The sequence below is a fragment of the Comamonas sp. JUb58 genome (genome assembly GCF_004364775.1).
Lineage (GTDB): Bacteria > Pseudomonadota > Gammaproteobacteria > Burkholderiales > Burkholderiaceae_C > Comamonas.
The window spans coordinates 91,743-105,070 of sequence record NZ_SOAL01000001.1 but is presented as its reverse complement, the minus strand read 5'-3'; the positions used below and the strand labels follow the sequence as shown (position 1 = coordinate 105,070).

Annotated in this window: 15 protein-coding genes; 5 read left to right on the top strand and 10 right to left on the bottom strand. The window is 60.8% G+C overall.

Annotated elements, in window-relative coordinates; all coding sequences use genetic code 11:
- On the top strand, nt 1-1,404 hold the full coding sequence (locus tag EDF71_RS00495; RefSeq protein WP_133854685.1) for an efflux transporter outer membrane subunit: 1,404 nt from the start codon (nt 1-3) through the stop codon (nt 1,402-1,404).
- A 138-nt stretch (nt 1,405-1,542) separates the two neighbouring features.
- On the opposite strand, the gene EDF71_RS00490 is transcribed toward EDF71_RS00495, so the two are convergent.
- Both EDF71_RS00490 and EDF71_RS00485 read right to left on the bottom strand, forming a co-directional pair.
- Nucleotides 1,543-2,217 carry a carboxymuconolactone decarboxylase family protein gene (locus EDF71_RS00490; protein WP_347876654.1) on the bottom strand — a complete coding sequence of 225 codons (675 nt, stop codon included), beginning with the start codon at nt 2,215-2,217 and terminating at the stop codon, nt 1,543-1,545.
- On the bottom strand, nt 2,195-2,662 hold the full coding sequence (locus EDF71_RS00485; RefSeq protein WP_133854684.1) for a cupin domain-containing protein: 468 nt from the start codon (nt 2,660-2,662) through the stop codon (nt 2,195-2,197). The genes EDF71_RS00490 and EDF71_RS00485 overlap by 23 nt, the downstream gene beginning before the upstream one ends.
- Nucleotides 2,663-2,943: 281 nt before the next feature.
- On the opposite strand from EDF71_RS00485, the gene EDF71_RS00480 reads away from it, so the two are divergent.
- On the top strand, nt 2,944-3,567 hold the full coding sequence (locus tag EDF71_RS00480; RefSeq protein WP_133854683.1) for an HAD family phosphatase: 624 nt from the start codon (nt 2,944-2,946) through the stop codon (nt 3,565-3,567).
- Between the two features lie 148 nt (nt 3,568-3,715).
- Here the strand turns inward: EDF71_RS00480 and EDF71_RS00475 are convergent, their stop codons facing one another.
- The 3 genes from EDF71_RS00475 to EDF71_RS00465 all read right to left on the bottom strand — a co-directional run bounded on the left by EDF71_RS00475 (nt 3,716) and on the right by EDF71_RS00465 (nt 6,886).
- Nucleotides 3,716-4,615 carry an NAD(P)-dependent oxidoreductase gene (locus tag EDF71_RS00475; protein ID WP_208300979.1) on the bottom strand — a complete coding sequence of 300 codons (900 nt, stop codon included), beginning with the start codon at nt 4,613-4,615 and terminating at the stop codon, nt 3,716-3,718.
- A complete protein-coding gene (locus EDF71_RS00470; protein ID WP_208300978.1) occupies nt 4,612-5,856 on the bottom strand; it encodes an MFS transporter in 1,245 nt (414 codons plus the stop codon). The genes EDF71_RS00475 and EDF71_RS00470 overlap by 4 nt, the downstream gene beginning before the upstream one ends.
- A gap of 253 nt (nt 5,857-6,109) precedes the next feature.
- A complete protein-coding gene (locus tag EDF71_RS00465) occupies nt 6,110-6,886 on the bottom strand; it encodes an SDR family NAD(P)-dependent oxidoreductase (protein WP_133854682.1) in 777 nt (258 codons plus the stop codon).
- A 154-nt stretch (nt 6,887-7,040) separates the two neighbouring features.
- Between EDF71_RS00465 and EDF71_RS00460 the strand changes: the two genes are divergently transcribed.
- Nucleotides 7,041-7,949, top strand: coding sequence for a LysR family transcriptional regulator (locus EDF71_RS00460; RefSeq protein WP_133854681.1), 909 nt, complete (start codon nt 7,041-7,043; stop codon nt 7,947-7,949).
- 122 nt (nt 7,950-8,071) lie between these two features.
- Here the strand turns inward: EDF71_RS00460 and EDF71_RS00455 are convergent, their stop codons facing one another.
- Together EDF71_RS00455 and EDF71_RS00450 are read right to left on the bottom strand one after the other, a co-directional pair.
- A complete protein-coding gene (locus tag EDF71_RS00455) occupies nt 8,072-8,416 on the bottom strand; it encodes a hypothetical protein (protein WP_133854680.1) in 345 nt (114 codons plus the stop codon).
- Between the two features lie 168 nt (nt 8,417-8,584).
- Nucleotides 8,585-8,929 carry a hypothetical protein gene (locus EDF71_RS00450; RefSeq protein WP_133854679.1) on the bottom strand — a complete coding sequence of 115 codons (345 nt, stop codon included), beginning with the start codon at nt 8,927-8,929 and terminating at the stop codon, nt 8,585-8,587.
- A gap of 360 nt (nt 8,930-9,289) precedes the next feature.
- On the opposite strand from EDF71_RS00450, the gene EDF71_RS00445 reads away from it, so the two are divergent.
- Nucleotides 9,290-9,472: a hypothetical protein gene (locus tag EDF71_RS00445; protein ID WP_133854678.1), complete on the top strand. Its 183-nt coding sequence runs from the start codon at nt 9,290-9,292 to the stop codon at nt 9,470-9,472.
- 122 nt (nt 9,473-9,594) lie between these two features.
- Nucleotides 9,595-10,143, top strand: coding sequence for a hypothetical protein (locus EDF71_RS00440; protein ID WP_133854677.1), 549 nt, complete (start codon nt 9,595-9,597; stop codon nt 10,141-10,143).
- A 200-nt stretch (nt 10,144-10,343) separates the two neighbouring features.
- Here EDF71_RS00440 and EDF71_RS00435 read toward each other — a convergent pair whose 3' ends face one another.
- From EDF71_RS00435 to leuC, 3 genes are read right to left on the bottom strand one after another with little or no spacing between them, the layout of a single operon-like run.
- A complete protein-coding gene (locus EDF71_RS00435) occupies nt 10,344-11,222 on the bottom strand; it encodes an alpha/beta hydrolase (RefSeq protein WP_133854676.1) in 879 nt (292 codons plus the stop codon).
- Complete coding sequence (gene leuD / locus EDF71_RS00430; RefSeq protein ID WP_133854675.1) at nt 11,222-11,905, bottom strand: 3-isopropylmalate dehydratase small subunit; 684 nt, start codon at nt 11,903-11,905, stop codon at nt 11,222-11,224. The genes EDF71_RS00435 and leuD overlap by 1 nt, the downstream gene beginning before the upstream one ends.
- Nucleotides 11,898-13,313 (bottom strand): 3-isopropylmalate dehydratase large subunit, encoded by a 1,416-nt coding sequence (gene leuC, locus EDF71_RS00425; RefSeq protein WP_133854674.1) that lies wholly within the window; start codon nt 13,311-13,313, stop codon nt 11,898-11,900. The genes leuD and leuC overlap by 8 nt, the downstream gene beginning before the upstream one ends.
- Nucleotides 13,314-13,328: the final 15 nt, after the last annotated feature.

The following is a 13,328-nucleotide window of genomic DNA, read 5'->3' as shown; positions in this document are numbered from 1 at the left end:
ATGCAGATCTTCCCAATCGCCAGCGCGCTGGCAGCGGCCCTGGTGCTGGCCGGCTGTGTGTCGGCGCCGCCGCAGGTGCAGCAGTCGCAGTTGCAAGCGCTGGATGTGCCTGCCCAATGGCAGCGCAGTGACGCGGCCCAAGGCGATGCCGTCACCCAGGGCTGGTGGCGCAGCTTTGGCAGCGCGGAGCTGGATGCGCTGGTGGCCGATGCCCAGCAGCACAGCCTGGATGTGGCCGCCGCCATGGCCAGGGTGCAGCAGGCACAGGCCAGCGCCCGCTATGCCGGGGCCGAGCTGTTGCCCACCGTCAACGCCACGGCCCAGGCCGGGCACCAAGGCCGGTTGGGCGGCCATGCCGAGACGACGGGCCGCAACCTGTCGGTCGGCCTGGCTGCCAGCTATGAGCTGGACCTCTGGGGCCGCCTGCAGTCGCAGCGCGATGCGGCAGGCGCTGCGCTGCGCGCCAGCAGTTTTGACCACGACACGGTGCGTCTGTCGGTCACCGCCGCAGTGGCAGATGCCTGGCTGTTGAACGTGGGCCTGCGTGAGCGCGGTGAGATTGCCCAGCGCAATCTGCAAACCGCCAAGCGCCTGCTGGCGCTGGTCGAATCCAAGGCCAATTTTGGCGCGGCCACATCGCTGGAGCTGGCGCAGCAACGCGGCCTGGTGGCGGCGCAGCGCCGCGCGCTGGCGGCCCTGGACCAGCAGCAGGCCGATGCCCAGCGCAGCCTGGCCTTGCTGCTGGGCCAGGCGCAAGGCCCTGCCGTCAGCCAAAGCAGTGTGCTGGCCTTGCAGGTGCCCCGTATCGACCAGGGTGAGCCCATCGAGCTGGTCACCCGCCGGCCCGACATTGCCCGCGCCGAGGCCCGCTTGCAGGCGGCCGATGCCGACCTGGAGGCCGCACGCGCCGCCATGCTGCCCCGCCTGAGCTTGACGGCCGAGCTGGGCGCACAAGGCCGCCAGCTGCACCGCGTGCTGGACAACCCGCTGTACTCGCTGGCTGCTGGCCTGGCTGCGCCCATCTTTGATGCCGGCCGCCTGGCAGCCAACCGCGACCTGGTGATCGCCCAGCGCGAGGAGTTGCTGCTGGCCTACCGCCAGAGCATCGTCCAGGCCTTCAGCGATGTGCAGACCGCCTTGAACGCCGTTGCCGGTGTGCAGCAGCAGGCGCTGGCGCAAGAGGAAGAACTGCGCCAGGCCCGCAAGGCGCTGGCGCTGGCCGAGGCCCGCTACCGCGCCGGTGCCGAAACCCAGCTGGTGCTGTTGGATACCCAGCGCTCGCTGTACCAGGCGCAGGACTTGGCAGTGCAGCTGCACCAGGAGCGCCTGCGCGCCAGCGTGGCCTTGTACAAGGCGCTGGGCGGCGGTTGGGGGCAGGTGCAGGGCGAGACCAACAAGGGTTAGCGCTTTAACGCTTCTGGTGGGCCAACGCTGCCAGGGTGTTGGCCAGTGCGGTGCTGGCACGCTGGCCATTGGTGCTGCCTACGCGGCTGTCCAGCAGTTGCACTGCCTGCTGCAACTGGACGGCGCTCAGCCCGGCGTTCAGGCTGATGCGGATATGCGATTGCAGCTGCGATTCGGCGCCCCTGCCAGCGCCGACAGCATGCCGACAGTGGGCAGCTCGCGGCTGTGCCCGTCGAGGTTGTCACGCTCAAAGATGGCGCCAAACAGGTGCGATTGCAGGTACTCGCCAATCGCAGGCGCAAAGTCAAACAGGGGACCTTGCACGGGCGCCCCTGCCAACTGGGTCTGGTTGGCGCGGCCGGCAGCGCGCAGTGCATCGCCTTGCGCAATGGCGCGGCTGGGTGCGCAGCCGGGTGCATCGACAATGCCGCTTTTTTCGCGCTGATGCAGCAGCTGCATGAAGGTATTCAGCGCATTGAGGCTGCGCGGAAAGCCGGCATAGGCGTAAAGCTGTACCAGCACTTCGCGGATATCGCTGATGCTCAGGCCCGCCTCCAAACCGGCTTGCAGGCTGGAGGTCAGCCGCTCCATGTCGCCTGCGGCCGCAAACGCTGCGATCGGCAGGATGGCCTGCTGCTGGGCACTCAGCACCTGCGACGGTGCTTGGCTTTTGCCGTTGGCCGTGCAGGCCTGCGCACTGGTAGCCGCCGGGCTGGTGGCCGTGCTCTGTGCCGACGATTCACCGGCCATCAGCACCAGGCCAGCTGCGCACATCAGCTGCTGCATGGTTTTAGCGGGGGTTGTATTGCGCATCGCTGACGAGCTCCTTCCAGTCGGCGTTCTTGCCGTTCTTCAGATAGGTCACCGCCATATGGCGCATACCGGTGGTGGCAGCGGCGCCATGCCAGTGGCGCACATCGGCATCGATCCAGACGACATCACCGGCCTGGATGTTCTGCCGGGCCTGGCCATCCTGCTGTATCCAGCCTTTGCCATCGGTGACCACCAGCAGCTGCCCGACAGGGTGGGTGTGCCAGGCGGTGCGGGCACCCGGTGCAAAGTCCACCATGCCCACACTGCCTTGCTGCGCGCTGTCGCCCGCCGCCTTGATGTCTACCGCGACATGGCCGCTGAAGTTCTGCGCCGCGCCGATCATCGTGGCCGGCGTGCCAGCAGGGCTGATGTGGATGCCCTGGGCTTGGGCCATGCTGGTGCTGATCAGCATGTAGGCGCCTGCGGCTATCAGGTGTTTGCTCATGCGGCCTCCTGTTCGGTGGGATGCTGGCTGCTGCCAGGGATTCGGGTGGGCACGGGCGTGCCTGTTGTGTGGGCTGTATAGCCGTTTATCTGCATAGTCAACTCCAGGGAAAGGCCGCTGGCGCGGCCGGGTGATCCATGGTTTGCATGCTAGAGATTTAGCGACTTTTGATTGAGCCCTTGAGGGCGCATGCCGCCATGAGCGGGGCTCATGAATGGGGGCGGCAACAAGATCCATCGTTTGGTGTAAGGTGCAGCGGTTCTACTACTTTGAGCAATTGCATGAACGGACTGCAGATAGATACCGTCATTTTTGACCTCGGCAATGTGCTGATTCAATGGGACCCGAGGCACTTGTACCGAAAGATTTTTGGACCCGACGTCGCAGGTATGGAGGCCTTCTTGGAAGAGGTGTGCAGTCCTGATTGGAACGAACGTCAGGACCAAGGCCGGCCATGGCGTGAAGGCATTGCAGAGGCCATTGAAAGGCATCCGTCCCAGGAGGCGAACATCCGTGCCTTCTACGATCGGTGGGAGGAAATGATGCCTGGTGCGAACAACGAGGTGGTGGACCTATTGAGGGAGCTAGGCCAGGGCCATCTGCGCCTGCTGGCACTGACCAACTGGTCCACCGAGACCTTTCCCATCGCGCAAGCGCGGTTTGACTTTCTCAACTGGTTCGAGGGTATTGTTGTCTCGGGTCACGAGCGGCTGGTAAAGCCTCAAGCCGAGATTTTTGATCTCACCATCCAACGATTCGGTCTGAGCCCTAAATCCACCGTCTTCATTGATGACAGCCTGCGTAATGTGGAAGCGGCCAGGCGTTCGGGGATGCATGCCATCCATTTTGTCGGTGTTGATGATCTGCGTGCGCGACTCAGAGAGGCTGGGCTGGCGATTGCTTAAGCGTCTGTCAGGCCGCACTTCTTGGTGACCGCTATTGGTGGCACCGCGGCCTGAGACAACGCTCTAGCCAAAACTAAGAAGGCCCGCCGATACCCTAAGCGGGCTCCTCGGCCCAGGCGACTGGATACGCGTCTCGCTACGACTCCTATCATTTTTCTGCGCGAAACAGTTGCACGACGCTGGTCATGTTTTCTAAACCCAGACCTTGTGCACGGGCCCGTTGGAAGACCGCGTGGGCAGCCGCGAGTGTCGGTGCATTGGCGTTCGAGCCCGCTTCCCGCAAGGTGTAGCCAAAATCCTTTTCCATCAGTTCCACCGGGAACTGAGGTGCAAACTGCCGCTGCACCATCGTGCTGGAGAGATAGGTAAATACAGGAGCCCAAACGGAGGTCTTTGCCATGGCGTTCAGAACTTCAGACGTATTGGCTTGCTGGCGCTCCAGCATGGCAATGACTTCTGCCAGTCCGGTCACCTGAATGCCTAGCATGGCGTTGGTGGCCAGTTTTGCAAGGGCTCCATGGCCAAGCGCACCCACATGTTCTACACGGGATCCCAGCGTCTGAAGAAGGGGCAGGCAGCGGGCAAGCGTCGGTGCATCACCGCCAACCAGGTAAGTCAGTTGACCTGCATCTGCCTGCGCGCGCGAGCCTGAGACCGGTGCCTCCAAAAAGGAGATGCCACGCTCTTGCATACGGCGGCCAAGTTCTCGGACCCACCCAGGCGTGAGGGTGGAGCTATCGATAGCGATGGCCGTCGGCACCATGCCTGCAAGTGCGCCGGTGTTTGCATCGAGCCAAACCTGCCGCGATGCCTCATCGTCACGCAGCATGGCAATCACCACCTCTGCGCCACTGGCTGCCTCTGCTGGTGAGGCGGCATGGTGAGCCCCCGCGTCTATCAGTGCTTGCACGGCGTGGGGGGACCGATTCCAGACGGTTAGCTTATGCCCGGCTGCAAGCAATTGGGCAGACATTCGCGATCCCATTGCGCCCAAGCCCAAAACGGTTATATGACTCATTTTTTTCTCACTGACGATGACTGAACTCAACGATGACGCGCCTTGCCTTCGCGGCTTACAACAATGGCGAGCAATCCGGCCAAACCAAAGCAGGCCGACAGATAGGGAATGGGGTGAGGCCCTGCCAGGTTAATCAGCATGCCGCCCAGTAGAGAGCCGAGACCAATGGCTGCGTTGAAGACGGACACATTGATGGCGGTTGCGGCATCGGCCGCGCCGGGAATGCGTGATGCTTCCTTGAACACCAAGGTTTGCAGCAGTACCGGCAATGCTCCGTATGCGGCTCCCCATGCGGCCAGTGCAATGAAAATGGCCGTGGTACTGCCAGAGGCCGAGTTGGTACATGCCAGGCTCAGCGTGAAGAGCGCCGTTACCAGGCCAAGGCTAGTGCGCGGTGCGCGGGATGCAAATGGGCCTATGGCAAAGTTGGTGACCACGCCTGCCACACCATAGACGAGCAGCAGCATACTGATCTGTGCGGGACTCTGACCCGCCATCTGCTCCAGATAAGGAGTGACATAGGTGTAGGCCAGGAAGTTGCCAGTCACCACCAGCGCCGTAATACCGAACACGGCGAGCAGTGGGCCGCTCCTGAGTACCGAAGACATTGCGCCACGCTTGGCTGTCTTAGTGATGCGAACTGCCGGAACCGACCAGGCAACGATGGTGAACACCAATAGGCTCAGCACCGAGAGTGCGGCGAAAACGGCGCGCCAGCTGTACATATCTCCCAGCATGGTGCCTGCGGGAATACCCAGAACAGCAGCGAGCGAGACACCTCCGAATACGATCGAGGTGGCCCTCACGGCATTGCGAGACGACACCATATGCACTGCCGTCACGACAGCCGTCGACCAGAAAACGCCAATGGCGGCTGCGACGAGAATGCGCCCCAGAAAGACGACAAAGTAGCCTGGTGCGAGGAACGTGACCAAGTTGCCGATGCAGCACACGGCCAACAACCCCGCCATCAGCACTTTCCGGTTGAGACCGCCCAACAGGCTGGTGAGCGGAGCGGCCGTGAGCGCAACCATGAAGGCAAAGATGGTGACGAGATAGCCTGCAGCGCCAAGAGACACATGCAGGCCTTCCGCCATCATTGGCAGTACGCCGACAGGCATCAGTTCGGTGCTTACAAAGGTAAAGCAACCCAGGCTCAAAGCGATCACTGCAGCGGCAGCCCTCGCCTTGGAAATGCCGCTGCTTCGGTGATGAGATCTGTCTTGATGGGTCGATGGGTCGGTACTGGATTCAGTGGTGTGTGAGTGCATGAATGATCTCCGTTGAAACGATTAACTGAGAAGGATTGAGAAAGAAGTCCGCTTTTTGGACATAGCTGCGCCTTACCCGTGTGGAACCATCACGTGGCTGGTTTGGACCTGAGTCGCTTTAGAGCTGCTGACACCAGCCCTGATGTGTCCTTTGCCTGGCCGGCCGACCCAAGCCTTGCCGTACGCCTGTATGGGCTGCGGCTTGATGCCTGGTCGGGGACGCCTTCGCTTTGCTGGATCGTGCTAGCGGCTCTCAGTGAGAAGGAAGCGCGACGCCGCTCAACTGGGCACAGGCTTGCAAAAGGCGGTCTTGCAGAGCGGGATCGAGGGCGGCACGCAGGGCTTGTGCCGATTGCTGGTGATAGAAGTAATCGCCGGTTACTTGATGCGAAGCAGCGCTACCGGTGGCGAGCCATGCCTGGGTGCGATATGCCAGGTCAAGGTCATCCGTGGCATTAGGCCCTCCCATCTTGGTTGCAACCCAACCTGGCTCGACGCAGTTCGAAAGCACGCCAGGCCAGCGGCGAGCAACGGCAAATGCCAGCAACACGATATGCAGCTTGGAGTCCGAATAAGCCTGTGCGCCGCTCCAGCGCCGGCTCTCCCACGCCAGATCTCCCAGCGATGGATCACCACTTAAATGCAAGCGTGAGCTGATGTAAACCAGCTTTTTGGGCGCATGCATAAGCGCAGTGAGGATGTAGGGCGCTAGTGTGTTCACCGCAAACACATGCGGTAGGCCATCAATGGTCGCTACACGTCGAGGCTCGCTAAAGCCCACAGCTGCGTTATGTATCACTGCATCGAAATGGCCTGCATCATTCAATTTGTGCGCAAGCGCCTTGGTTTCCTCAATGCTCGAAAGATCGGCAGACAGCACGGCCTGGGCTCCCGGAACCTGTGCCATGGCATGCACTGCGCGTTCTCTGTTTCGGGCATGCAAGACCACTTGATGACCGCTCTCCACCAGAAGTTGTGCAGCCATCTGGCCCAGACCGTCGGAGGATCCGGTGATGAAAATTCTCGACATTCATTTCTCCTTCTGCGACGAGCTATCTGGAACAGGGCTGTTGACCGCTCGTCTCTGCCAGATCAGATGTCTCTGGCGATGGGAGAATTCTGAGCCACCAGGCCCTGAATTGCGATAGCATGAGAATCACAATATTTATGCTTGGTAGTCATATATGAGCGCGTTCAGTACACAGCTCTTGGAAGGGCTGGATGTGATGGCTGCCGTTGTCGACACCGGCAGCTTTGGCAAAGCGGCTGAGCTGGTGGATTTGTCACAGTCCGGTGTCAGCAGAGCGGTTGCACGCCTTGAAGCCAGGTTGGGTATCCGTGTCTTTGAGCGCACTACACGTCAGGTACGTTTGACGGATGAAGGGCGTCGCTTCTATGAAGAAGTGATGCCGCTCATTGGTGCTCTGGCAGAGGCGACCGGGAGCGCTGCAGGGGATGCACAACAAGTGCGGGGGAAGTTGCGTGTCAATGTAGATCCCCTTTTTGCAAGGTTCATTCTTGCGCCCCGTTTGGGGGACTTCATGGACAGCTGTCCCGAGCTGGAGATCGAACTGCGTAGCAAGGATGAGCTGGGGGATCTGGTGGCAGACGGCTTTGATGTGGCGCTTCGTTTTGGTCACCCTCAGTCATCATCGCTTGTGGCGAGAAAGCTGTTTGACACCAGAGTGCTGGCAATGGCGTCACCCCAATACCTGCAGCGATTTGGGCATCCCACAGATCCACGCGAGCTGGAGTTGCATCACCACAAGTGCATATTGTTTCGAGAGCCAGTGACAGGAAAGCCATTCCCCTGGGAATTTCAGCAACGACGAAAAAAATTGCTGGTGCAGCCCAAAGGCATGTTGACCGTCAATGACCCAGGAACGGTCTACAGCACCTGCCTGGCTGGGCTTGGGATAGCTCAGCTTTTTGAGCTTGGAACGGAGGAATACGTGAGTGCTGGTCAGCTAGTGCCAGTGTTTCCGACATGGTCCGACCATAGATTCCCTTTGTACGCCTACTATCCATCCCGGCGTTACGTACCTAGGAAAACACGCGCACTGCTTGACTTCGTAGGCAAGCTTGTTGACTAATGCGGGGCTGGGGGGAAAACGGCTCTCCCAGATAGTGCCCTTTGCGTGTCCCTCGCCGATTGAGATGAAACGCAAGGCGTCTTTTGCAGTGGAGTCGTAGCTGGTGAATTTGTTATAGACAGTCAAGCAGTTCGTTCAGGTATGCGCCTGCACATCTCCAATGCCCAGCGCTCGGCATTTTCTTTATCTGCACGCTCCATTGGATACTCATCAGGCTGGCGAGAAGGGGAGTCTCGCCACTTGGCCAGCAGCGCAATGATCTTTTTTTCTCGCAGACTACCTCTAGCGACCACCGTGCTGGGGTCGCAACTTTGCTGGATTTCACCCCCTGCATGAAGGTGTGCATATTGAGGCCATCCCTCAGATGAAACTTCGAGGAGCAACGAAAGGAGCGATTTATCAGCAAGTCGAAATTCAGCTGTAATCGAGCCACCATCACGGCAAACATCGGCATTAATGAGTTTCATACATTTAATAATTTGCCAGGCTAATCCATGCCCATCAGGCTTATTGAGAATCAGTCTACTCCCACTTGCCATTGGATCATTGAATCAGCGAAATCCGCTATAGGTTGAATTCACATCAGTCGTCAGAGACGGACATCGGATAGATGAATTCTTGACTCCGCCAACATCTTACTCATCGACTTCGCTTGCTCGCTCGTCTGCTTCGCGAACGCCTTCGCTGCTTTCGATGACAAATACATAAGACCTCGAAAATGAAAATGCGTTACTTTGTTTAGCCGCTAAAAAGGCCTCGGGCGAGTCATGCGGCACATCGCCTAGGTCAGCCAGCAGCGTGAGATGGGTATAAGAACGCACAAACTTTTTCCGTACCACCACAGATGTGAAATTCAGTACGGCACCAGGCGCTTTCGGCTCATAGAACTCTCCACATGCGGCCACGGCTTCCGCATAGTCATGGAACGGAGTCCTTTCACACAGCATTTCATCACCGCCCGTGATCGTCAAAAAATACATCACTTCGTCCAATCGTTAGATCAAAAAAGGGAGACGGATCCAAAAAACAGAGTGATTTTATGGTGCAAGTTCGAAGCGAATTTGGCATCCAGTAATGCTGAATGAAAAGAAAATCCTGGTTCCGTTTCCGTGGCCATTGTGCTAGCTAGGCGGATAGACCACCTCATCAACTCTTCGAGGGTTTGGGCTTACCAATCGCATGGATAAAGCATTTCCCGCACCTGCCGACCGGAGAAGCCTTCGCCCGCCGCATTGTCGGCGAAAACGCGTTGCTAAACATGGAGCAACTCAGGGTTGCATTGCTCACACGCGATGGCTTGCTTTGAGCAAGTCACCACCACGTTCTGATTGGAGCACTGGATGACCCGTGTTTACTGCCATCGTCTCTATGGCAGCGGCTGGAATGGTCGTATTCAACTGAGCGTCGGGATTCATCACCAGCTTGGAGAAGTTGACGATGAGCGCTATGTGCAACCTGTCCAGGCCTGCACCTCCGATGGAAGGAGTCAGGTCCCTGAATGGGCCGCATATCTGGCGATCTAGTGAGCGTCACCATGGGCTCTGCTGGTAGGATTTCGCGATTCGGCCTGGATCAGTCGAACCCGATGGTCCGCTCTGGCTGTGGTTGCGTGGCACAGAGGCCGACATTCAAGTGGGTATCCCAGATGCACAAGCTTTCCCATTTCCTGGCCCATAGTTGGGCTCCGTTCTCGCACGGACCGGTGTATGCAGTTTCATTTGTGGACGCCACGGAGCGTTTGATAGCAGGCGTTCCGGCTGGTGATGCCTTGCCGTTCGCGACGCTTGTGGCCAGTCTCTCACCGCCTTATCTTCTGCTCTTTGTTCTTCACACGTCGCGAGGTGAAGGGGCGGAAGGCCGCTACCAAAGCCCAGCACTTTCGCTAGAAGAATTTCAAGATTTCATCGGCAGATTCGGCGCGTTTCTAAGCGGCGATGCGCGATTTGATATTTGGGCCTATTCGGTGGAAGAAAGGGCGACTATTGTCTGGGACCGCCACGATCAAATCTTTGCTTACGGGCCGATCGGGCGGTACCAGGAAAGGCTCAACGCACTGGGTTTCGAGCTGGGGGATCCGCGGATTCCGGTTCCCCACCAGCACCACTACAGGGAGGAGTTTGACGTAGATGCCAAGGCACTTCTCGTCAGCCTGCCTTGGACGTATTCAGCGCTGAGACCAGAAGATGCGCAATGAATCGCAGACTGTCTGCGCGTTGGCGAATGGCGTTCCGCAGCGCTGCATGCAAGGACGCCGTCTGCGACAGTTGCAGACCGGTCAGCAGAGGTCACCCATGCGCTGGGCTCCAAAGCAGCCGATCAGTGATCGTCCCTCGCCCAAGAAGGCCCGCTGATGCGCTCAGCGGGCCTCGAGATGACCACTTCCATCACCGCCCATCAGATGGCAAAAAACTCCCCCATCTCCTCCAGCAACTTGGCCGGCTGCTCTTCGGCAATGTAGTGACCGCAGTCGAGCGCCTTGCCGCTGACGTCAGCAGCCGCCTCGCGCCACAGGTCCAGCACCGGGAAGCAGCGCCCCACGGCGCCTTCCGCGCCCCATAGCACGCGCAGCGGGGCCAGCACCTTGTGCCCCTTCTCCCTGTCGGCCCGGTCGTGCTCCAGGTCGATGCCGGCGGATGCGCGATAGTCCTCGCAGATGGCGGTGGCGGTGCCTGGGATGGCAATGCAGCGCAGGTACTCTTGCAGCGCTTCTGGCGCAAAGGCGGCCAGACCCGCGTGACGGCGTCCCATCACATCGCGGATGTAGGCGGCGGGGTCGGCGTCAATCAGCCGCTCTGGCAGCGGTGCGGGCTGGATGAGGAAGAACCAGTGCCAGTAGGCTTTGGCGAAGGCTTCCGTCGTTTGCTCGTACATGGCCAGGGTCGGTGCGATGTCGAGCAGCATGGCGCGCTGCACCCGATCGGGGTGGTCCAGCAGCAGCCGGTGGGCCACACGGGCGCCCCGGTCATGGGCGGCGAGGCGGAACTGCTGGTGGCCCAGGCTGGTCATCAGAGCGGCCATGTCCTGGGCCATCGTGCGCTTGCTGTAGGCGGCATGGTGCGGGCTGGGCCCGGGGCGGGCCGAGTCGCCATAGCCGCGCAGATCGGCGCAGACGACACTGAACTTCTCGGCCAAGGTGGGGGCCACGCGGTGCCACATCACATGGCTCTGCGGGTGGCCGTGCAGCAGCAGCAGCGCGGGGCCGCTGCCCCCGGCGCGGCAACGAATCACGGTGCCGTTGACGGCTACATCGCGGGTGTCAAAACGCTCGAACATCAGGCTTTTCCTCCAAAGCTGGCCGGTTGCTGGGCGCGTGGCGTCGCACCCAATTGTTGCCGGGTGCGCAGGGCCACGTCTTTGAGCCAAGGATAGGCCTCCCAGTGGCGCTGCGCAAAATGCATGATCTCTGCCTGGTACGTCAGCGACATGCCAATCAGGTCTCTGCGTTCCAGCTGCATGCGGTGGTGGCGTTCCGACAGGCTGAAGGCGGCATCCACGCTCTGGCTCTTGACCCGGAGCGCCTGCAGGTCGATATGGACATGCGAGGTCTCCAGGCGGTCGGCATCGGCCATGAGTTGGGCGATCTCTGCCTCGGGGAGCATGACCAGCAGCAGCTGGTTGTTCATCGCATTGGAGTAGAAGATTTCTCCAAAGCTGGGCGCGATGATGGCCTGGATGCCATACTGCTGCAGCCCCCAGACGGCGTGCTCTCGGCTGGAGCCGCAGCCAAAATTGGCGCCGGCCACCAGGATCTCCACATCGGCGCGCTCGGCCTGGTTCAGCACAAAGTCTGGGCGCTGGTGGCCTGCGGCATCAAAGCGCAGGTCGTACAGCAGGCCCTTGTCCAGCCCGGCCTTGTCGATGCCGTGCAGAAACTGCTTGGGCATGATCTGGTCGGTGTCCAGGTTCTCGATGGCCAGAGCGGCCATCTTGCCGCTCAGGATGTTTTGCTCACGCATGCGGGGTCTCCAGACGTCGAACGTCGGTAATGGTGCCGGTGATGGCGGCGGCGGCCGCCATCGCAGGGCTCATCAGGTGGGTGATGGCGCCGCGTCCCTGGCGTCCCTCGAAATTGCGATTGGTGGTGGAGGCGCAGCGCACACCGTCTGCCAGGATGTCGCCGTTCATCGCCAGGCACATGGAGCAGCCCGGCTCCCGCCATTCAAAGCCGGCATCCAGCAGCAGGCTGGCAATGCCTTCTGCTTCTGCCTGTTGTTTGACTGCGCCGGAGCCCGGCACCACCATGGCGCGGACCCCTTGGGCCACCTGGCGCCCGCGCACCACCTCGGCCACGGCCCGCAGGTCTTCAATGCGGGCGTTGGTGCAGGAGCCGATGAAGACATGCTGGATGGCGATGCCTTCCAGAGGCGTTCCTGCGGCGAGCCCGGTGTAGCGCAGTGCCTGCTCGGTACTGCGGCGCAGGGGCCCAGCGGCCTGTGTCTCGGGATCGGGAACCGCGCCACCAATGGGCGCCACCTGGTCCGGGCTGGTGCCCCAGGTCACATGCGGGGGCACGTCGCTGGCATCAAAACGGTGCTCCACATCGAACACCGCGCCTGCATCGCTGCGCAGGCCGGCCCAGTGCTGCAGGGCGGCCTGCTGGATGAGGCCGTTCAGGTCCGCAGAGCGCGCCAGCACATAGTCTGCGGCTTTCTGGTCTGGCGCGATCAGGGCGCCACGGGCGCCTGCCTCAACGGCCATGTTGCACACGGTGAAGCGGGCTTCAATCGACATGGCGTCGAATGCCGTGCCGCAGAACTCGATGACATGGCCCCGGGCACCCTGGGCGCCGATATGGCCGATGACCATGAGGATCAGGTCCTTGGCGGTGGTGCCCAGCGGCAGCAGGCCATCGACCTGGATGCGCATGTCCTTGGCCAGCCGGTACACCAAGGTCTGCGTGGCCAGCACATGCTCGACCTCCGAGGTGCCGATGCCAAAGCCCAGAGCGCCCAATGCGCCGTAGGTGGTCGTGTGCGAATCGCCGCAAATGACCACCATGCCGGGCCGCACCATGCCGTGCTCAGGCGCCACCACATGCTCGATGCCTTGCAGCGCATCCTGGGTGTCGAACAAGGGGATGCCATGCTGGTCGCAGTTCTTGCGCAGGTTGCTGGCCTGGAGCGCAGGCGCGGCATCGCGAATGATGCGGATAGCGCCCGGGTCGGTCGGAATCACATGGCTGACCACGGCCATGTTCTGGCCTGGCATCAGCACCTGGCGCCCTTGCTCATCCAGACCGGCAAAGGCCTGGGGGCTGGTGTACTCGTTCATCAAGTGCAGGTCGCAGAACAGCAGGACGTTCTGCGCATCGAGCTGGGTGACGGTATGGGCGTCGACCAGCTTGCGGTAAAGGGTGCGGTGCATGTGGGGTGCTCTGTG